This is a genomic window from Arsenicicoccus dermatophilus (assembly GCF_046267915.1).
GTDB classification, from domain to species: Bacteria; Actinomycetota; Actinomycetes; order Actinomycetales; family Dermatophilaceae; genus Arsenicicoccus; species Arsenicicoccus dermatophilus_A.
On the sequence record NZ_CP176520.1, the window covers coordinates 2,064,355 to 2,083,673 of the forward strand.

General features: G+C 72.2%; 16 protein-coding genes. 3 read left to right on the forward strand and 13 right to left on the reverse strand.

Annotated elements, in window-relative coordinates; translation table 11 throughout:
• The first annotated feature begins 21 nt into the window (after positions 1 to 21).
• Positions 22 to 249 (forward strand): sulfurtransferase TusA family protein, encoded by a 228-nt coding sequence (locus ACK2IS_RS09980; protein ID WP_409483181.1) that lies wholly within the window; start codon positions 22 to 24, stop codon positions 247 to 249.
• 67 nt (positions 250 to 316) lie between these two features.
• Here the strand turns inward: ACK2IS_RS09980 and ACK2IS_RS09985 are convergent, their stop codons facing one another.
• Both ACK2IS_RS09985 and ACK2IS_RS09990 read right to left on the reverse strand, forming a co-directional pair.
• Complete coding sequence (locus tag ACK2IS_RS09985; RefSeq protein WP_409483182.1) at positions 317 to 1,126, reverse strand: ABC transporter permease; 810 nt, start codon at positions 1,124 to 1,126, stop codon at positions 317 to 319.
• The gene (locus tag ACK2IS_RS09990) at positions 1,123 to 2,040 is read right to left on the reverse strand and encodes an ABC transporter ATP-binding protein (protein WP_409483183.1); all 918 of its coding nucleotides are present in this window, start codon (positions 2,038 to 2,040) and stop codon (positions 1,123 to 1,125) included. The genes ACK2IS_RS09985 and ACK2IS_RS09990 overlap by 4 nt, the downstream gene beginning before the upstream one ends.
• A 129-nt stretch (positions 2,041 to 2,169) precedes the next feature.
• Here ACK2IS_RS09990 and ACK2IS_RS09995 point away from each other — a divergent pair, with 129 nt between their 5' ends.
• Positions 2,170 to 3,354: a sensor histidine kinase gene (locus ACK2IS_RS09995; RefSeq protein ID WP_409483184.1), complete on the forward strand. Its 1,185-nt coding sequence runs from the start codon at positions 2,170 to 2,172 to the stop codon at positions 3,352 to 3,354.
• A complete protein-coding gene (locus ACK2IS_RS10000) occupies positions 3,351 to 4,070 on the forward strand; it encodes a response regulator (RefSeq protein ID WP_409483185.1) in 720 nt (239 codons plus the stop codon). Before ACK2IS_RS09995 ends, ACK2IS_RS10000 begins: the two co-directional genes overlap by 4 nt.
• Positions 4,071 to 4,091: 21 nt before the next feature.
• On the opposite strand, the gene aroB is transcribed toward ACK2IS_RS10000, so the two are convergent.
• The 11 genes from aroB to ACK2IS_RS10055 all read right to left on the reverse strand — a co-directional run bounded on the left by aroB (position 4,092) and on the right by ACK2IS_RS10055 (position 19,231).
• Positions 4,092 to 5,183 (reverse strand): 3-dehydroquinate synthase, encoded by a 1,092-nt coding sequence (aroB, locus tag ACK2IS_RS10005; protein WP_409483186.1) that lies wholly within the window; start codon positions 5,181 to 5,183, stop codon positions 4,092 to 4,094.
• A complete protein-coding gene (locus ACK2IS_RS10010) occupies positions 5,180 to 6,187 on the reverse strand; it encodes a shikimate kinase (protein ID WP_409483187.1) in 1,008 nt (335 codons plus the stop codon). The genes aroB and ACK2IS_RS10010 overlap by 4 nt, the downstream gene beginning before the upstream one ends.
• Positions 6,187 to 7,407, reverse strand: coding sequence for a chorismate synthase (gene aroC / locus ACK2IS_RS10015; RefSeq protein ID WP_409483188.1), 1,221 nt, complete (start codon positions 7,405 to 7,407; stop codon positions 6,187 to 6,189). The genes ACK2IS_RS10010 and aroC overlap by 1 nt, the downstream gene beginning before the upstream one ends.
• Before the next feature lie 18 nt (positions 7,408 to 7,425).
• On the reverse strand, positions 7,426 to 8,349 hold the full coding sequence (locus tag ACK2IS_RS10020) for a shikimate dehydrogenase (protein WP_409483189.1): 924 nt from the start codon (positions 8,347 to 8,349) through the stop codon (positions 7,426 to 7,428).
• The gene (gene mltG / locus ACK2IS_RS10025; RefSeq protein ID WP_409483190.1) at positions 8,343 to 9,521 is read right to left on the reverse strand and encodes an endolytic transglycosylase MltG; all 1,179 of its coding nucleotides are present in this window, start codon (positions 9,519 to 9,521) and stop codon (positions 8,343 to 8,345) included. The genes ACK2IS_RS10020 and mltG overlap by 7 nt, the downstream gene beginning before the upstream one ends.
• Positions 9,522 to 9,568: 47 nt before the next feature.
• Positions 9,569 to 10,213: a Holliday junction resolvase RuvX gene (ruvX, locus tag ACK2IS_RS10030; protein ID WP_409483191.1), complete on the reverse strand. Its 645-nt coding sequence runs from the start codon at positions 10,211 to 10,213 to the stop codon at positions 9,569 to 9,571.
• Between the two features lie 19 nt (positions 10,214 to 10,232).
• A complete protein-coding gene (gene alaS / locus ACK2IS_RS10035; RefSeq protein WP_409483192.1) occupies positions 10,233 to 12,929 on the reverse strand; it encodes an alanine--tRNA ligase in 2,697 nt (898 codons plus the stop codon).
• A 283-nt stretch (positions 12,930 to 13,212) separates the two neighbouring features.
• Positions 13,213 to 14,934: an ABC transporter family substrate-binding protein gene (locus ACK2IS_RS10040; protein ID WP_409483193.1), complete on the reverse strand. Its 1,722-nt coding sequence runs from the start codon at positions 14,932 to 14,934 to the stop codon at positions 13,213 to 13,215.
• A 19-nt stretch (positions 14,935 to 14,953) separates the two neighbouring features.
• A complete protein-coding gene (locus ACK2IS_RS10045; protein ID WP_409483194.1) occupies positions 14,954 to 17,104 on the reverse strand; it encodes a dipeptide ABC transporter ATP-binding protein in 2,151 nt (716 codons plus the stop codon).
• On the reverse strand, positions 17,101 to 18,237 hold the full coding sequence (locus ACK2IS_RS10050; protein WP_409483195.1) for an ABC transporter permease: 1,137 nt from the start codon (positions 18,235 to 18,237) through the stop codon (positions 17,101 to 17,103). The genes ACK2IS_RS10045 and ACK2IS_RS10050 overlap by 4 nt, the downstream gene beginning before the upstream one ends.
• Position 18,238: 1 nt before the next feature.
• Positions 18,239 to 19,231, reverse strand: coding sequence for an ABC transporter permease (locus ACK2IS_RS10055; protein WP_409483196.1), 993 nt, complete (start codon positions 19,229 to 19,231; stop codon positions 18,239 to 18,241).
• Positions 19,232 to 19,319: the final 88 nt, after the last annotated feature.

Below are 19,319 nucleotides of genomic sequence, written 5' to 3' on the forward strand. Positions count from 1 at the left end.
GAAGCACGAGGAGAGCCCACCATGAAGTACGTCCTGGAGACCGAGGGCCAGGTCTGCCCCTTCCCGCTGGTCGAGGCCAAGCAGGCGATGCAGCAGATCGAGCCCGGCGACGAGCTGGTCATCCACTTCGACTGCACCCAGGCCACCGACGCCCTCCCCCGGTGGGCCGCCGAGAGCGGCTATCCCGTCACGGCCTTCGACCGGGACGGCGCCGCGGGGTGGTCGATCACCGTGCAGCGGCCGGCCTGACCGACGCCACGGCGTGGCTGCGCCCCACCCGCCCCCCGGGTGGGGCGCAGCCACGCCGGTCCTGGGGCTACGTGATCTCGCGACGCACCAGCAGCCAGGTGCCCACCAGCAGCGGCAGCAGCACCCACAGCCCGTGCGAGACGGCCAGGTGCGCCCAGTCCGTGCCGGTCATGGTGCCCTTGAGCAGCGGACCGGACGCCGCGGCCTGGTCGAACCACGGGGCGACCTTCGCGAGCCAGCTCACGGTGGTGAGGGTGATGGTGAGCACGATCGGCACGATGAAGTAGGCCGCGATCGCCGCACCGGGGCTGGTCAGCACCAGGCCGAAGGCCACCCCCTGCCACACGCTCAGCAGCTCGGCCAGGGCAGTTCCGCCGACCGCGCCCCCTGACCAGGTCCAGACGGCGGGGGCGTCCCGCACCGAGATCGCGATCAGGTTGGCGACCGCGGCGAGGACGATCGCGAGCGCCACGGCGAGCAGCCCCACCAGGCTCGCGGCGAGCAGCTTGGCCAGCACCACGCGCACCCGGCGTGGCTCCTGGACGAAGGTCACGAGCCCGGTCCGCTGGCTGAACTCGCCGGTGACCGTGAGGATCCCGAGGACCGGGAGCAGGAGCATCTGCGGGGTGGCGGTCGCCCCGAGGAAGAGGCCGAAGGACAGGCTGTTCCGGTCGGCGTAGGTGAGGGTGAGGGCGATCACGGCGAGGGTGACCAGGGCGATGGCGACGATGAGCCAGCGGCCGGAGCGGGTGTCGACCAGCTTGCGCAGCTCCACCCGCAGCAGCCGACCGAGCGGTATGCCGGGAGAGCCGGTCATCTCGTCGGGCTCGGTGCGGTCCTGCGGGAGCCGGTCCGGGGCGAGGGTCGCGGTGCTCATGCCGCCACCCCGGTCCCGGTCGTAGGACGGTCGCCGCGGTCCGCGTCGGCCGTCAGCTCCAGGAAGAGCTCCTCCAGACCGGCCCCCTGCGCCGGCCGGAGGGCGACGAGCACGACCCCGCTGTCGAGGGCGACGCGGCCGACCTGCTCCGCCGTCGCGGCGACGAGCAGGTCCTCGCCGGAGCGTCGGACGGACAGCCCGGCCCGGGCCAGGGCCTGCCCCAGGCGGCCGTCGTCGAGGGAGCGGGCGACGACGCCCTGGGCGCCGAGCAGCTCGGCCTTGCTGCCCTGGGCGACGATGCGGCCGCGGCCGATCATGACGATCTCGTCGGCGGTCTGCTCGACCTCGTGGAGCAGGTGGGAGGAGAGCAGCACGGTGCGGCCCTGGGCGGCGTAGCCGCGCAGCAGCTCGCGCATCCAGTGGATCCCCTGCGGGTCCAGGCCGTTCGCGGGCTCGTCGAGGATCAGCACCTGGGGGTCGCCCAGCAGGGCCCCGGCGATGCCGAGGCGCTGACGCATCCCGAGCGAGTAGTTGCGTAGTCGGCGACGGGACTCGTCGGGGCTCAGGCCGACGAGGGACAGCATCTCGTCGACCCGGGAGAGCGGGACGCCGATGGCGATCGCGGCGAGGGTGAGGACCTCGCGGCCGCTGCGGCCGCCGTGCTGCGCGGAGGCGTCCAGCAGGGTGCCGACGCGGGCGGCGGGGTTGGGCAGCTCGGCATACCGCCGGCCGAGGACCCGGGCCTGGCCGGAGGTGGCGGGGGTCAGTCCGCACAGGATGCGCATGGCGGTGGACTTGCCGGCACCGTTGGGCCCGAGGAAGCCGGTGACCACACCGGGCCGGGCGGAGAAGGAGACGTCGTCCAGGGCGGTGAACGCCCCATATCTCTTGGTCAGGTGGTCGATCTCGATCATGGCTCCACCCTGACGCCGGACCCGCCCGCCCGTCATCGTGCGGTCCGCCGGTCCTGGTCCACCCATCGGCCAGGTCGTCGTCGACCAAGGGTGGAGGACGCGGCGCCCCCGGGTCCCTAGGCTGGAGCGGTGAGCAGCACCCAGGTGGATCGCTGGCCCCGGATCACGGTGTGGGGGCACCTGTGGCGTGCCCTGCTGGCGACGGGCACCGGCGTGGTCCTGCTGGGGATGGCCCTCGACCCGACGGTGAGCCTGCCGGTCCGCGAGCAGGTGTACCTCCGTGACCTGCTCGTGGGGGTGCTCGCGCTGCTCCTGCTGCCGCTGCACCGGCGGCACCCGGTGGTGTCCGTGCTGCTGCAGGCGGCGACCGCCGTCTCGGTGTCGGCCCTCGGCCCGGCCGCCGTGGCGCTGGCCTCGGTCGCCACCCGACGCAGGTGGCGGCCGCTCGCGGTCAACCTGGTCGTCGCCGTCGTCGCCTCGTGGCTGTCCCGGGGGCTCTACCCCGCCATCGACCCGCTTCCCCTGGGGGTGGAGGCCGCCGGCGCCCTGCTGATCCTGGCCATCAACGTCGGCTGGGGGATGTACGTCGGGGCCCGTCGCGACCTGTTGGCCACCTGGCGGTGGCGGGCGGAGACCGCGGAGCGGGAGCAGGCCGAGCGGGTGCTGGCCGCCCAGCGGGACGAGCGGGCCCGCATCGCCCGGGAGATGCACGACGTGCTGGCGCACCGCATCTCCCTGATCTCCATGCACGCCGGGGCGCTCGCCTATCGCGAGGACCTGTCGGCCGCGGAGGTGCGCGCCGAGGCCGAGCTCATCCAGCGGACCTCTGCCGAGGCGCTGCAGGAGCTGCGGGGGATCCTGGGGGTGCTGCGCGGGGCCGGTCTGGAAGCCTCCACGGACACGCCGCAGCCGACCCTCGCCGACCTTCCCGGCCTGCTCGAGGACGCCCGCGCCGCCCGGCTGCGCGTGGAGGTGCGCGACGAGCTGAGCGTGGTGCCGGTGCCACCCCAGCTCGGGCGTCATGCCTACCGCATCCTGCAGGAGGCCCTGACCAACGTGCGCAAGCACGCACCCGGCGCCCGCGCCCGCGTCGACCTCACCGGGACCCCCGGCAGCGAGCTGAGGCTCGAGGTCGTCAACTCCTCCGTCCCCGCCTGGCGCCCGCCCGGAGCCCCGCTGCCCGGCGCAGGGCTGGGCCTGGTGGGCGTCGCCGAGCGGGCTCACATCGTGGGCGGATCCATCGAGCACGGCCCCACCCCCGAGGGCGGCTATCGTCTGGTGGCATCGCTCCCCTGGCCCGAGGAGGCCGCGTGACCCCCGACCGTCCTGCACCCCCCGGGCCGCGACCCGCGGACCCGGGCTGCGACGCTCCTCCGCCGCCCGTGCGGCTGCTGCTCGTCGACGACGACGCGCTCGTGCGGGCCGGCCTGCGGCTCATGCTGGGCGGCGACCCCACGCTGGAGGTCGTCGGCGAGGCCGGCGACGGGGTCGAGGCCGAGCACCAGGTGCGGGCGCTGCGCCCCGACGTGGTGCTCATGGACATCCGGATGCCCCGCCAGGACGGCCTGGTCACCACCGAGCACCTGGCGACGCGACCGGACCGCCCGGCGATCATCGTGCTCACGACCTTCCACGCCGACGAGCTGGTGCTGCGGGCCCTGCGCGCCGGCGCCGGTGGCTACCTGCTCAAGGACACGCCACCGGCCCGGATCGTGCAGGCCATCCACCGGGTGCGGGCCGGCGAGCCGATGCTCTCCCCCACCGTCACCCAGCAGCTGATCGCCGCCGTCGCCGACCGGACGACCGACCCGAGAGCGGCCCGGGCCGCGGACCTCGTGCAGACCCTGACCCCGCGCGAGCGCGAGATCGCCCTGGCGGTCGCCCAGGGGCGCACCAACGCCGACATCGCCGCGACGACGTACCTCTCGGTCGCCACCGTGAAGTCCCACGTCACCCACCTGCTGGCCAAGCTCGAGGCCGACAACCGGGTGCAGATCGCGATCCGGATGCACGATGCCGGTCTCGGCTGACCCCGGGACCCGGGCAGCCCCTCAACCGGCGACGGCCTCGAACGCCGCACGCAGCTGCCCCTCGCCGGGCCCTTCCAGCCGGGTCGGACGGGCGACGTCCTGCAGGGCGACGAGGCGCAGGATGGCGCCGCGGGACTTCTTGTCCCGGGCCATCGCCGCGAGCAGCGGCGGCCAGGCCTCGTCGGCGGGGCGACCGTCGAGGGGATAGCTCGTCGGCAGGCCGACCGCCGCCAGGACCCTGCGGTGCCGCGCCACCACCTCCGGGGCGAGGAGACCGGCCGCCCCGGCCAGCTCCGCGGCATACACCATGCCGACGGCCACGGCGTCGCCGTGCCGCCAGGAGTAGCCCGACACCTGCTCGATCGCGTGGCCGAAGGTGTGCCCGTAGTTGAGGATCTCGCGCAGCGAGGACTCCTTCAGGTCCGCGGCGACGACCTGCGCCTTGACCGCGACCTTGCGCTCGACCAGCTCGCGCAGCACCGGCCCGGCCACGTCCAGCGCGGCCTGCGGGTCGGCCTCGACGAGCTCGAGGATGCGGGGGTCGGCGACGAAGCCGCCCTTGATCACCTCGGCCAGACCAGCCACGAGGTCGGCGCGGGGCAGCGTGGCCAGCGTGGCCAGGTCGCACAGCACCCCACGGGGCTCGTGGAAGGCACCGACGAGGTTCTTGCCCTCGGCGGTGTTGATGCCGGTCTTGCCGCCGACCGCCGCGTCCACCATCGCCAGCAGCGTCGTGGGGACGTGCACCACGTCGACCCCCCGCAGCCACGAGGCGGCGGCGAACCCGCCCAGGTCCGTGACGGTCCCGCCGCCCACGCACACCACGGCGTCGGAGCGGGTGAAGCCCGCCCGCCCCAGCTGCGACCACAGACCGACGAGCACGTCGGCGGTCTTGGCGCTCTCCGCGTCGGGCACGTCGGCGCGATGGACCAGCAGGCCTGCCTCGTCGAGCCCGGCGGCGACCCGGTCGGCGTATGCCGCGAGCGCGGGGGTCGAGACGACGAGCACGCGCAGGACTCCCTCGCGCAGCAGCGTGGGCACCCGGTCCAGGACCCCGTGCCCGATGACGACGTCGTAGGCCGTCCCGACGGCGATGGTGGTGGTCGCGGTCATGCGCTGCCTCCCTGCAGCAGCTCGAGGACCTGGTCGGCGATGTCCTGGGCGCTGCGCCCCGCGGTGTCGACGGTCCACGTCGCGGCGTCGGCGTAGAGCGGCCGCCGCGTCTCCATGTGCCTGATCCAGGCCCGGCGCGGGAGCAGGGTGACCATCGCCGGGCTGGCGTCGAAGCCGATCCGCCTCGCGGCCTCCGCGATCCCGACGTCGAGGAAGACCACGACCTGGTCGCGCAGCGCCTCCCGCACGGCGGGGTCGGTGATCGCGCCGCCACCGACGACGACCACCCCCGGAGCCCGCAGCGCGGCGATCGTGGCGGTGCGCTCCAGCTCGCGGAAACGCTCCTCGCCCGCGTCCACGAAGACCTCGCCGGCGGGCGCCCCGGCAAGCCGCTCGACCTCGAGGTCGGTCTGGACGCAGGCGATCCCGAGCCGGTCCGCGAGCAGGGCCCCGACGTCCGCCTTGCCGGCCCCGGGCGGGCCGACGAGCACCACGGCAGGACGTCCCGCCTGCGTGGCCCGCGGCAGGCCGGCCGCGAGCACCGCCTCGGCCACCTCGACCGCGGTGCGCCCCGCCGTCGGCACGTCCAGGTCGGCCACCTCGGCATACACCGGACGGCGCCGCGCGTGCAGCTGGGGCAGGTCGTCGCGCGCCAGCATGGGCCGCACCGTGGGGTCGCCCGCCCGGCCCAGCGCCTCGTCCAGCGTCACGTCGAGGTGGACCACGTCGTGCCCGGCCAGGGCCGCCCGCACCTCCGGGGAGCCGAGGGCGCCGCCGCCGAGGGCCAGCACGCAGTCGGGGCCGCGCAGCAGGCCTACGACGGTGTCCCGCTCTGCCTCCCGGAAGGCCGCCTCCCCCTGCTCGCGGAAGTAGGCCGGGATGTCGCACCCGAGCCGGCGGGTCAGCACCTCGTCGCTGTCGACCAGCGGCAGCCCGGTGCGCTCGGCGATCAGCGCCCCGACCGTGGACTTCCCGGCACCCATGAAACCGACCAGCACCAGCATCAGCGCATCGCCTCCGGGATCGCGTCGAGGTAGGCGCGGTGGTTGCGGGCGGTCTCGGCGATCGAGTCGCCGCCGAACTTCTCCAGGCAGGCCTCGGCGAGGACCAGGGCGACCATCGCCTCGGCGACGACCCCCGCCGCCGGGACGGCGCACACGTCGGAGCGCTGGTGGATGGCCGTGGCCTGCGCCTGCGGGTCGCGCACGTCCACGGTGTCCAGGGCGCGCGGGACCGTGGAGATGGGTTTCATCGCGGCGCGGACCCGCAGGACGTCACCGTTGCTCATGCCGCCCTCGGTGCCGCCGGCACGATTGGTGCGCCGCACGATCCGCCCCGCGGCATCGCGCTCCAGCTCGTCGTGGGCGACGCTGCCGCGGCGGGCCGCCGTCCGGAAGCCGTCCCCGATCTCGACCCCCTTGATCGCCTGGATTCCCATCAGCGCCGCCGCGAGCCGCGCGTCCAGGCGACGGTCCCAGTGCACGTGCGACCCCAGGCCCGGGGGCAGTCCCGTCGCCACGACCTCGACGACCCCACCGAGGGTGTCGCCCTCGCGACGGGCGGCATCGATCTGCGCGACCATGGCGGCGCTCGCGTCCGGGTCGAGGGCCCGCACCGGGTCGGCGTCCAGCCGGGCCACGTCGTCGGGGGTGGGGACCGGCGCGTCCTCGGGCGCGGCGGCGGCCCCGACGGCGACCGTGTGCGACACCAGGCGGACGCCGTACGCCTGCTCCAGGAAGGCCGCGGCGACCGCGCCGAGGGCCACCCGCGCCGCGGTCTCCCGGGCGCTGGCCCGCTCCAGCACCGGACGGGCGTCGTCGTGGGCGTACTTCTGCATCCCGACCAGGTCGGCGTGCCCGGGACGGGGACGGGTGAGCGGCTTGTTGCGGGCCGGCTCCCGGGGGGCGTTGACGTCGTCGCTGGCGGCGTAGGCGTCCTCGCTCACCGGGTCCGGGCTCATCACGGTCTGCCAGCGCGGCCACTCCGAGTTGCCGATGGTGAGCGCCAGCGGGCTGCCGAGCGTCACCCCGTGGCGCAGGCCGCCGAGGACGGTGACCACGTCTTGCTCGAAGGTCTGGCGGGCGCCGCGGCCGTGCCCGAGCCGGCGGCGTGCGAGCGCGGCGGCGATGTCGTCACGGGTCACCCGCACCCCGGCGGGCAGGCCCTCGAGCGTGGCGGCCAGGGCGGGGCCGTGGGACTCACCGGCGGTCAACCATCGCAGCATGGCGCCGATCCTCCCACGTCAGGCCGGTGCGGCGCGGGCTGCGTCCAGGAGCACGCGCGCCGGGACCTCCCGCCCGGTCATCAGCGTCACCTGCCGGGCCGCCTGGTGCGCGAGCATCTCCAGACCCGACACCACCGGTGCCCCGGCGCCGGCGAAGGCTCGGGCCAGCGCGGTCGGCCACCCCTCGTAGACCACCTCGAGCAGCGGCGGCACCCGCCCGCCCGGCACCTGCGCGAACCTGGCGGCCACCGCGGCGACGACGGGGGCGACGGCGTCGCCCGCCTCACCCGGCAGGGTGTTGACGACCAGGTCGACGCCCGGCACCACCTGCGTCACGTCGGCGGCGTCCAGGGAGGCCGTGGCCCAGCCGAGCCCCAGCGTGCGGGCCAGCTGCTCGGTCTGCGGACGGACGCCGTACCGCACCAGCACCACCACCTCCCGGGCCCCCAGCTCGGCCGCGGCCAGCAGCACCGAGCGCGCGGTCGCCCCGGCGCCCAGGACGGCGACGCGTCCGACCCCGTCGATGCCGTGGTCGCCCAACGCGGCGCGGATCCCGTGGACGTCCGTGTTGTATGCCGACCAGCCGTCGCCTGCGCGCACCAGGGTGTTCGCGGCCCCGGCCACCCGCGCGACCGGGTCGGCGCCCGCCGCCAGCGCCAGGGCCTCCTCCTTGAGCGGCATGGTGATCGACAGCCCTCGCCAGGAGGGGTCCAGCCCGGCGACGAAGGCCGCCAGCCCGCCCTCGGCCACCTCGAGCCGGTCGTAGGACCAGTCGTCGAGCCCGAGACGGGCGTAGGCCGCCCGGTGCATGACCGGCGACAGCGAGTGACCGATCGGGCTGCCCACGACGGCGGCGTGCCGGATCTCGTCCGCGTCCAGGTCACCCGCGTCGGACCCACCCGTGCCGGGCCCGCCCACGCCGCGGGTTCCGTCGCTCAGCACTGGCCCTTGTGCGCCTGGCACCAGGCCTGGAACTTCTGGACGGCCTTGTTGTGGTCCTGCAGGGTGGTGGTGAAGATCGTCTCGCCCGTCGCCGGGTCGACGGTGACGAAGTACAGCCAGGGGCCCGGCGTGGGCTCTGCGGCGGCCTTGAGGGAGGCCTCTCCCGGGTTGCCGATCGGCCCGACGGGCAGCCCGTCGCGGGTGTAGGTGTTGTAGCCGTTGACCTGGGCTCGCTCCGCGTCGGTGGTCGTGATGACCCGCTTGCCCGTCGCGTAGGCCACGGTCGAGTCCAGCTGCAGCCGCATCGGCCGCTTCAGACGGTTCTCCAGCACCTGGGCCACCTTGCCGCGGTCCGCGTCCAGGCGGGCCTCGGACTCGATGATGCTGGCGAGGATCACGGTGCGCTCGGCCTTGTCCTCGGGCACGCCCAGCGTGGCCAGCACGTCCTTGGTCTTGCCCACCATCTGGGCGAGCTGCTCGGCGGGCGTCGTCCTGGGCCCGAACTCGTAGGACGCCGGGAACAGGTAGCCCTCGACGTTGCCCTTGGCGTAGGCGGGCAGCCCGATCGCGGTCGGGTTCTTGGCCGCGGCGGTGTAGTCCGAGACCGGGCGGCCGCTCGCCTTGGCCAGCGCGACGTAGACCTCCGTCGCCCGCATGCCCTCGCGGATGGTCACCCGCTTGACGACCCGGTGCGCGGGGTCCGCGAGGTAGGCCACGGCCTGGGCGGCCGGGATGCGCTCGGGGACGAGGTAGTCACCTGGTTGGATCCCCTGGGCACGGGCGTCCTTCTTGCTCGCCTCCGTGAAAGCCTTCACCGACTTGACCACTCCGGCCTTCAGCAGCACCTTGCCGATGGCCGCACCGTTGGCGGCCTCGGGGACGACGACGGAGACCTTCCTGCCCGTCGCGTCAGCGGTGGCGTAGTCCGAGGCGTCCTCGCCCCGCAGGCCCTTGACCATGGGCATCAGCGCGAAGGCCGCGGCCGCGAGCGCGCCGGTGACCAGCAGCAGGGTGAGCAGGATGAAGATGGGCCCTCGGCGGTTGCGCCGCGGTGGGCGCCGGTGCGCCTTCATCTCCCGGCGGGTGGTGGCTCGGGTCGCGCCGTCGTCCCGGGCGCCTCGCCCCCCGGCGTCGCCACCGAGGATCGCGTCAGTCAGGTGCTGGTCGCTCACGGGGGGGTCCTTCGCGTCGGTGGGGGCTGAAGATCTCGGAGGAGAGACTAGGTGACCTTCCGGTGCCGGGGCTTGCGGCGGGGGGTCGGCTCGCCGTCGGTCACCTGGTCGTCGGCAGCGGTCGGACGCTGCGCCGGTGCGTCGTCGGGCTCCCCCGGCCCGACGACGAGGACGCCGGCACGACGGTCCGTCGCGCTCTCCTGGTCCAGCGCCACCTGCAGGATCAGCACGGCGGCGGCCTGGTCGACGACCTGCCGCTGGGCCTTGGCGCGCCGACCGCTCTCGCGCAGCCGTCGGGTCGCGTCGACCGTGGTGAGTCTCTCGTCCACCACCCGGACCTCGGGACCGCAGGCCCTTGTCGTCCCGGCCAGGGACCGCGCGAACTCTCGCGCCAGGCGCGTGGATGCGCTGTCCCCGCCGGCCAGGGTGCGGGGCAGCCCGACGTAGACCACGGCTGCCTCGAGCTCTCCTGCGAGCCGGGCCACGGCGGCCACGTCGTCGTGCCGGCCGGGGACGTGGGTGACCGTCGTCTCGGGGGTCGCGAGGAGTCCGTCCGGGTCGCTGCGGGCCACCCCCACCCGCACCGTCCCCACGTCGACGCCGAGCCGGACGCCGCGGGGCAGCCGGGCACCGGTCGAGCCCCCGGGGTGGGGGTCGGTCGGGCCTGGCTGCCCCGCGGCGATGTCGGACACGGTATGTCGCAGGGCGGTGTCAGCGGCCCTGCGCGCGGACCGTCGCCTCGACCTGGTCCAGGGCCTCGCCGATCTTGCCGGCGTCCTGGCCGCCGCCCTGGGCGAGGTCGTCCTTGCCGCCACCGCCGCCGCCGAGGGTCTGGGCCGCCACGCGCACCAGGGCGCCGGCCTTGATGCCGAGCTCGCGGGCCCGCTCGTTGGTGGCGATGATGACCACCGGGCGCTCCTTGGCCACGGTCGCCACGGCCACGACGGCCGGACGCTGGTTGCCGAGGCGGCCGCGCAGGTCCAGGACCAGGGCGCGGGCGTCGTCGGCGGTGAGACCCTGCGCGTGGTGGGCCACCAGGCTCACCCCGTCCAGGTCCGTGGCCGCGTCCGCGAGCTGCCCGGCCATGGCGAGGGCCTGCTGCTGGCGCATCTGGGTGATCTCGCGCTCGGCGTCCTTGAGCTTGGTCAGGATCGAGGAGATGCGCTCGGGCAGCTCCTCGGAGCGGACCTTGAGGTCGCCGGTCAGCTGCCCCACGATCGCGGACTCGCGGGCGAGGAAGTCGTAGGCGTCCGAGCCCACCAGCGCCTCGACGCGACGGACCCCGGAGCCGATGGAGGCCTCGCCGAGCAGCTTGACGACGCCGAGCTGGCCGGACCGCTGGGCGTGGGTGCCGCCGCACAGCTCGCGGGCCCAGTCGCCGACGGACACGACGCGCACCTGCTTGCCGTACTTCTCGCCGAAGAGCGCCATGGCGCCGGACGCGACGGCCTCCTCCTGGCTCATCACGTCGGCCCGGACCTCGAGGTCCTCCAGGAGCATGGTGTTGACCTTGGCCTCCACGTCGCGCAGGACCGACAGCGGCACCGCGGAGGTGGCGTTGAAGTCGAAGCGGAAGCGCCCGGGGGCGTTCTCCGAGCCGGCCTGGGTGGCGGTGTCCCCCAGCGCCTCGCGGATCGCCTTGTGCACCATGTGGGTCGCGGTGTGCGCCCGGGAGATCGCCCGTCGGCGCTGCAGGTCGACCAGGGCGTGCGCGGCGGCACCGGGGGTGACCTCGCCGGACACCACGGTCGCCTTGTGCACGATCAGCCCGTTGATGGGCTTCTGCACGTCGCGGACCTCGACGACGGCGCCGTTGTCGAGCTCGATGCGCCCGCCGTCGGCGAGCTGCCCGCCGCCCTCGGGATAGAAGGGCGTGCGGTCGAGCACCAGCTCGACGTCCTCGCCGGCACAGGCCGTCCGGGCGACCTCGCCGCCGACGATCAGCCCCGCGACGCGCGCCTCGGAGGTGACCTCCTCGTAACCCGTGAACTCCACGCCGTGCCCGATCTCGTCGGCCACCTCGCGGTAGGCGTGCGCGTCCCCGTGGCCCTGCTTCTTGGCCTTGGCGTCGGCCTTGGCCCGGGCCCGCTGCTCGCCCATGAGGCGACGGAAGCCCTCCTCGTCGACGGTCAGGCCCTGCTCGGCCGCCATCTCCAGGGTCAGGTCGATCGGGAAGCCGTAGGTGTCGTGGAGCTGGAAGGCCTTGTCGCCACCCAGGATCCCCGTGCCCCCGGACTTCGCGGCGGCCACCGCGGAGTCGAGCATCGTGGTCCCGCTGGACAGCGTGCGCCGGAAGGACTCCTCCTCGGCGTACGCGATCTGGCTGATCCGGGAGAAGCCACGCTCCAGCTCGGGGTAGGACCTGCTCATCTGCGCCATCGACACCGGCAGCAGCGTGGGCAGGGCCGGGTCCTGCACGCCCAGCAGCCGCATCGAGCGGACCGCGCGGCGCAGCAGGCGACGCAGGACGTAGCCGCGTCCCTCGTTGCCCGGGGTGACGCCGTCGCCGATGAGCATCAGCGACGAGCGGACGTGGTCGGCCACCACGCGGAAGCGCACGTCGTCGGCCAGGTCGGCGCCGTAGCTCTTGCCGGACAGCTCCTCGGCGGCCCGGATCACCGGGAAGACCTCGTCGATCTCGTAGAGGTTGTCCACGCCCTGGAGCAGGAAGGCGACGCGCTCCAGCCCCATGCCGGTGTCGATGTTCTTCGCGGGCAGCGGCGTGACGACCCGGAAGTCGTCCTTCGCCTTGACGTCGGCGATCTCCTCGGTCTGGAAGACGAGGTTCCAGATCTCCAGGAAGCGGTCCTCGTCGGCCTCCGGGCCACCGTCGGCGCCGTACTGCGGGCCGCGGTCGATGTAGATCTCCGAGCAGGGACCGCCCGGTCCCTCGACGCCCATGTGCCAGTAGTTGTCCTTGAGGCTGCGGCCCTGGATCCGCTCGGCGGGCATGCCCACCGCCCGCCAGTGCTCCATCGCCTCGACGTCGCCGTCGGGGTAGTCCGGGTGGAAGCCGGGACCCAGCACGGTCACCCAGACCTTCTCCGGGTCGAAGCCGAGGTTGCCCTCCTCGCGCGAGCCGGTGACGAACTCCCAAGCGAACTCGATGGCGCCCTTCTTGAAGTAGTCGCCGAACGAGAAGTTGCCGTTCATCTGGAAGAAGGTGCCGTGACGGGTGGTCTTGCCGACCTCCTCGATGTCCCCGGTGCGCACGCACTTCTGCACGCTGGTGGCGCGGGCGTAGGGCGGGGTCTCCTGGCCGAGGAAGTACGGCTTGAAGGGCACCATGCCCGCGTTGACGAAGAGCAGGTTGGGGTCGTCGTAGAGCAGCGGCGCGCTGGGGACGACGGTGTGGCCGTGACGCTCGAAGAACGCGAGCCAGCGGCGACGGATCTCGGCAGTTTCCATGGTGGGACAGTCCTTTGGTCAGAGGTGGTATGGCGGGAGGGACCGGCCGCGCGCCTGGGCGCGACGCAGCGAGGCGGGGGCGTGCGCCCCTAGATAGCTCGCTCTCGGCCCACCGGCCTGAGGTGGGCCGCCTCGCGGATCGCCACAGCTCCTCCAGGAAGTCGTCTCGTCGGCGTCCCACCCTACCCCCTGGTGCCGGGCGACCGGGAGCACACCGAGGCCCCCGCCGCAGGGTGCGACGGGGGCCTCGGTGACGGTGCTGGTCAGGTCGGCAGGTGGGCGGTCAGCCCTTCTTCATGCCCTTCTGCCAGCCGACGTTCTCCCAGTGCGGGTTCAGCGACTGGAACAGCGACGGGCCGATGTTGGCGATGCCCTTGCGGTAGGCCTCGATCTGCGGGCCGTTGTAGAGCGGCATCATGCCGTAGGTGGCCTTGAACCAGTCCTTCTCGATCGCGTTGATCTCCTTGGCCTGCGCGGCGTGGTCGGCGATCTCGCCGACCTTCTTGATCCGGGCGTCCAGCTCGGGGGTGCCGGAGAAGGAGAGGTTGTTCTCGTTGTCCGAGCACATGAACTGGCAGACCGACACCAGCGGCGAGGAGCTGCCGGACTGGTAGGCCATGGAGACGATGCCGTAGTCCTTCTTGACCATGGCGTCGTTGAACGCGCCGCTCGCCCGCTGGTCGAGCTGGGCGTCGATCCCGGCAGCCTTGATCATCGACTGCAGGGTGCGGGCCAGCGCCACGCGGGTCGGGTCGTCACCGAAGTAGGTGATCTTGACCGTGGCCTTCTGCCCACCCTTGGCGAAGATCCCGTCGGCGCCCTTGGTGTAGCCCGCGTCGGTCAGCGTCTTCTGCGCGTCCTCCTTGGAGTACTTCACCGGGAAGTTGTCCTCGTACTCCTTCTGGAAGGAGTAGAAGAGGTTGGACCCGGCGGCCGGCTCGCTCCAGTTCAGCCCGTCGAACGCGATCTTGCGGTACTGCTCACGGTCGATCGACTGCCAGATCGCCTTGCGCAGGTTGACGTCCTTGAGCGAGGGGTCCTTGCCGTTGAAGATCAGCTCGCGGGTGGAGGTCAGCTGACCGCGCCGGATGTCGAGCTGGTTGGCGCCCTGGATCTGCTGGTAGCGAGCCTTGTTCTGCGTCCGGACCATGTCCAGCTCGCCGTTCTTGAACGCCGGGATGGTGGCCGAGTCCTCCATCTCGCGGAAGATGATCTTGTCCAGCAGCGGCTTCTGACCCCACCACTTCGGGTTGGGCACCAGGGTGGCGGTCTTGCCGGTGGCGTCGACCTTGTCGATGATGAACGCGTTGGCGCGCCACTCGTTGTGGGTCTGGTTGTTCTTGAAGCCGGTGTTGAAGACCTTGGGGTCGTTGCCGACGCTCGGGTGCATCACGCCACCGAAGATCTCGGAGATCGGGTTGTACTTCTTCTTGAAGGTGACGACGACCTCGTTGTCCTTGGCGCCCTTCTCGACCTTCTCCACGTCCTCGTAGCCCGCGGTCGAGACGGTGTTGTAGCCGCCCTTCTGCATGGTCGAGCTCATGGCCTTGCGGGTGGCCTCGAAGGCGCGGTAGTCGATCGGGGTGCCGTCGTTGAACTTGGCCTTGGGGTTGACCGTGTAGGTCGCCACCTGCTTGCCGCCCTTGTCCTCGACCTTGGGCATGGACTCCAGGTAGTCCGGGTTGTTGGTCACCGTGCCGTCGGGGGCGACGTCGTAGAAGTTGGGGTCGACAGCAGAGGACACCGACCTGTTGTCGACGTTGTTGCCGTCGCCGTTCCAGGCGTTCCAGTCGACCGGCAGGGAGTCGAAGAAGGAGGTGAACGAGCCACCCTGCTCCAGGTTGGCCCGGTCCTGCTTGTTGGTGCTGACCATCTTGGCGGCCGAGCCGGAGTCCTGCTTCTCCAGGCCGGCGTCCTTCTTGTCCGAGCTGCCGGAGCAGCCCGACAGCGTGATGGACGCGGTCAGCGCCACGGCCAGTGCGCCGTAGAACGTGCGGTTCTTCATGATGGGATTTCCTTTCGGGTCAGAGCCGGCCGGCGTCGACGGCAGACTCCTGCGTGGTCGCACTGGCGTGCGTGGTGGCGAGCTCCTCGTCGGGGAAGAAGCAGGCCTGGTGGTGATCGGCCGCGCCCACCAGGGTGAGCGGCGGCTCCTCGGTGCGGCATCGCTGCCGCTTGTCCTCGCCCAGCAGCGCGAAGACCGGGCAGCGGGTCTGGAAGTCGCACCCCTGCGGTCGGTCCAGCGGGCTGGGAAGGTCTCCCGTGAGCAGGATCCGCTCCCGGGAGCGCTCGACGTCGGGGTCCGGGATGGGGATCGCGGACAACAACGCGCGCGTGTAAGGATGCGTGGGGTGGTCGAAGACCTCGTCCACGTGACCGATCTCCACGATCTTGCCCAGGTACATCACCGCGACCCGGTCGCTGATGTGACGGACCACGGACAGGTCGTGGGCGACGAAGAGGTAGGAGATGCCCAGCTCGGCCTTGAGCTTGTCGAGCAGGTTGATGACGCCCGCCTGGATGGACACGTCCAGGGCCGAGACCGGCTCGTCGAGGATCAGCACCTTGGGGTTGAGGGCCAGCGCCCGGGCGATGCCGATGCGCTGGCGCTGGCCGCCGGAGAACTGCCCGGGGAAGCGGTTGATGTGGTCGGGCATGAGCCCGACGGTCCGCATCAGCTCGCGCACCCGCGCCTTGGCCTCGTCCTCCTTCATGCCGTGGGTGAGCAGCGGCTCGGCGATGACCTCGTAGACCGTGAACCGCGGGTCCAGGGCGCCCATCGGGTCCTGGAAGACCAGCTGGATGTCCCGCCGCAGGGTCTTGACGTCGGCCTTGGAGCCGCCGTCCTTGGGCGACCGGCCGAAGATCTCCACCCGGCCGTCGGCCTTGGGACTCATCTCCATGATCTCGAGCAGGGTGGTCGTCTTGCCGCACCCGGACTCGCCGACGATCGCCAGGCACTCACCCTCGCGGACGTCGAAGGACAGGCCGTCGACGGCCTTGACGGTGCCGACGCGGCGCTTCATCAGCGCGCCCTTCATCAGCGGGAAGTGCTTCTTGAGGTCGGCGACCCGCAGCACCGTCTGCCGCTCCTCGCGCGGCACCGCGTCGAAGGGGGACACCGGCAGCTCGGGCACCGGGTAGATGTCGGTGACGCTGACGTCGTCCCCGAAGCGGTGCTTCTTGAGGCATGCGGCCTCGTGGGCCGGGCCCACCGGCTCCAGGGCCGGCTCCCCGTCCAGGCACTCCTGGCTCGCCACCGGGCACCGGGGGGCGAAGGCGCACCCGGTCGGCTCGTGCAGCAGGTTGGGCGGGTTGCCCTCGATCGGCACCAGAGCGGTCTTGACCCGGCGGTTGACCCGCGGGATCGAGCCGAGCAGCCCGATGGTGTACGGCATCCGGCTGCGGGCGTAGACCTCGTCCACCGGGCCCTTCTCCACCGGACGTCCGGCATACATGACCATGACCTCGTCGGCGATGCCGGCGACGACACCCAGGTCGTGGGTGATCATGATGACCGCGGCGCCCGTCTCCTGCTGGGCGACCTTGAGCACGTCCAGGATCTGCGCCTGGATGGTGACGTCCAGGGCCGTGGTGGGCTCGTCGGCGATGATCACGCGCGGGTTGTTGGCGATGGCGATCGCGATGACCACCCGCTGGCGCATGCCGCCCGAGAACTCGTGCGGGTAGGAGTCCACGCGCGTCGTGGGGCTGGGGATGCCGACCAGGTCCAGCAGCTCGATGGCCCGCTCGCGGGCGGCCTGGTCGCTGATGTCGCTGTGCGCCTGGAGCGCCTCGACGATCTGGTTGCCGACCGTGAAGACGGGGGTCAGCGAGGACAGCGGGTCCTGGAAGATCATCGCGATGTCCGAGCCGCGGTGCTTGGTCATCTCCGTGTCCGACAGCCCCAGCAGCTCGGCGCCGTTGTACGTGATGGAGCCGTCGATCTTGGCGTACTCCGGGAGCAGCCCCATCACGGCGAGGGAGGTCACGGACTTGCCTGACCCGGACTCGCCGACGATGGCCAGCACCCGACCGGGGTGCAGGTCGAAGCTCACTCCGCGGACCGCGTGCACCGACCCCGCCTCGGAGGGGAAGCGCACGTGGAGGTCGCGCACCGACAGGACGGGCTTGGTCTCGTGCGCCAGGGCGTTGGCGCTGGTTGACGGGCTCATGCCGTGCCACCTGACTTCGAGTTGGGGTCCAGCGCGTCGCGCATGCCATCACCGATGAGCGCGAGCGAGACCGTGATCCACTGCAGGGCGAGCGTCGGGATCCAGAACAGCCACGGGTAGCCGCTGAGCTGGTTGGCCGACTGACCGATGAGCATGCCGAGCGAGACGTCGGGCGCACGCACGCCGACGCCCAGGAAGGACAGCGCGGTCTCGTAGATGATGGCGCCGAAGGTGCCCAGCACGATCTGCAGGATCAGGTAGGACCCGATGTTGGGGATGATGTGCTTGCGGATGATGCCGAGGTCGGACACACCCATGTAGCGCGCGGCCTGGACGTACTCCCGCTCGCGCAGCGACTGCGTGGTGGCCCGGATGACACGGGCCATGCCCATCCACCCGAAGGCCGTCAGCAGCAGCGCCAGGATGAGGGCGTTGCCGCCGAACTGGCCCATGAACACGGCGATGAGCAGGAAGTACGGCATCAGGATCAGCATGTCGAGGAGCCACATGCCGGCCTTCTCCCGCCAGCCGCCCCAGAAGGCGATGGCGGTGCCGTAGATCGCCGCGATGATCGGGGCGACGACACCCACGACCGAGGCGATCATGAGCGACTTGCCGGTGCCGCGCACGATGAGCGCGTAGAGGTCGACGCCGCCGACGTCGGTCCCGAACCAGTGCTCGGCGGAGGGGCCGGAGCCGATGTTCATGAAGTCCTGGTCGGTGTAGGACCACTTGTTGGGCAGGTTGCCGAGCAGCGAGAACAGGAGCGCGATCGCGAGCATCACCAGGCCGATGACGGCACCCTTGTTGCGCAGCAGGCGCTTGACGATCAGCGCGGTCTTCCCGGTGATGGCGACGTCGCCCTCGGTGGCGCCGGCCTCGACCACGGTGGGTGCGGCCGGACCGACGGGGTTGCCGCCGAACTGGCCGGGGTCCCCGCGCAGGACGTCCTCCTTGCCCGCCGCGTCCCGCACCGAGACGGTGGGGTCCGCGTCGAGGCGGCCGTGCGTGGCCGCCGCGGCCTGCTCGGTGGCTGCCGGGTCCTCGCCGCGGGCGTGGGCCCCGCGGTAGTCCTCGCCCACCGGGTCGGTGTGGTCGGTCGCGAGCGTCGGGTCGCGGTGCTGGTCACTCATGTCAGCTCACCCGCACTCGGGGGTCGACCACGGCGATGGACACGTCGGCGATGATCGCGCCGATGGCGAAGAGCAGACCGCCGAAGGCGATCGAGGCGACGGTCACGTTGACGTCCTGGGTGAGGGTGATGGCCTGCAGGGTGTAGCGGCCGAGGCCCGGCCAGGCGAAGACCATCTCGACGATGAAGGTGCCGGCGAAGATGCCGGGCACCGCGAAGGCGATCGTCTGGGCGACCGGGATGAAGGACGTCCGCAGCGCGTGCTTGCGGACCGCCTGGGCCTTGGTCAGGCCCTTGGCCCGCGCGGTCCGGACGTAGTCGGCGTTGATGTTGTCGAGCAGCAGGGTGCGCTGCAGGAGCTGGTAGCCGACGTACCCCAGGATCGTCAGGGCCAGCGTCGGCAGGATGAGGTGCTGCAGCTGGTCGATCAGGTGGGGGAAGAAGCCGTCGGCCACGCCGTCGGCGTTCTCGATGCCGCCGACGAAGAAGATGCGCTGCCCGGCGGTCTCGTTGATCTTGATGCCGGTCAGCTGCACCACCAGGTAGATCACCGGGGCGGGGATCGTCTGGATGAAGTACGACAGGTAGGTGACGACCTTGTCACCCGCCTTGTACTGCCGGGAGGCGGTGTAGATGCCGAGGGCGACGCCCACGATGATCGACAGGATCATCGACAGGAACACGAGCCGGCCGGAGATGAGCGCCCGGTTCATGAACTCCTGGCTGACCGGCTGGCCGTTGGGGCTCTTGCCCCAGTCCCAGTGGAGGACGACGTTCTGCAGCCACTGGAGGTAGCGCCCCAGCGCGCTCATCGTCGGGTCCAGCTGGTTGGCCGTCAGCCGGTCGTAGACCTGCTGGCGGGTGGGCCGGGGGGTGGCCTGCAGCATGAGGACCTCGGGCTTGAGGAAGCTCACCGCCGCGAAGTACGCGATGGTCGTGGCCACGAAGATCTGCACGAGGTAGTTGGCCAGGCGCCGGACGATGTAGATCAGCATGGAGGTTCTCCTCCGCTGGACGCGAGGAACGGGTGAGCAGCCCGGTCCTGCAGGAGTGTCGATGGCATCTCGATCTTCCTTGCTGGGC

Excerpts from the sequence above, each read along its gene's own strand:
- ACK2IS_RS09980 (WP_409483181.1), top strand. The coding sequence starts at position 22 with ATGAAGTACGTCCTGGAGACCGAGGGCCAGGTCTGCCCCTTCCCGCTG.
- ACK2IS_RS09985 (WP_409483182.1), bottom strand. The coding sequence starts at position 1,126 with ATGAGCACCGCGACCCTCGCCCCGGACCGGCTCCCGCAGGACCGCACC.
- ACK2IS_RS09990 (WP_409483183.1), bottom strand. The coding sequence starts at position 2,040 with ATGATCGAGATCGACCACCTGACCAAGAGATATGGGGCGTTCACCGCC.
- aroB (WP_409483186.1), bottom strand. The coding sequence starts at position 5,183 with ATGACCGCGACCACCACCATCGCCGTCGGGACGGCCTACGACGTCGTC.
- ACK2IS_RS10010 (WP_409483187.1), bottom strand. The coding sequence starts at position 6,187 with ATGCTGGTGCTGGTCGGTTTCATGGGTGCCGGGAAGTCCACGGTCGGG.
- aroC (WP_409483188.1), bottom strand. The coding sequence starts at position 7,407 with ATGCTGCGATGGTTGACCGCCGGTGAGTCCCACGGCCCCGCCCTGGCC.
- alaS (WP_409483192.1), bottom strand. The coding sequence starts at position 12,929 with ATGGAAACTGCCGAGATCCGTCGCCGCTGGCTCGCGTTCTTCGAGCGT.
- ACK2IS_RS10040 (WP_409483193.1), bottom strand. The coding sequence starts at position 14,934 with ATGAAGAACCGCACGTTCTACGGCGCACTGGCCGTGGCGCTGACCGCG.
- ACK2IS_RS10045 (WP_409483194.1), bottom strand. The coding sequence starts at position 17,104 with ATGAGCCCGTCAACCAGCGCCAACGCCCTGGCGCACGAGACCAAGCCC.
- ACK2IS_RS10050 (WP_409483195.1), bottom strand. The coding sequence starts at position 18,237 with ATGAGTGACCAGCACCGCGACCCGACGCTCGCGACCGACCACACCGAC.
- ACK2IS_RS10055 (WP_409483196.1), bottom strand. The coding sequence starts at position 19,231 with ATGCTGATCTACATCGTCCGGCGCCTGGCCAACTACCTCGTGCAGATC.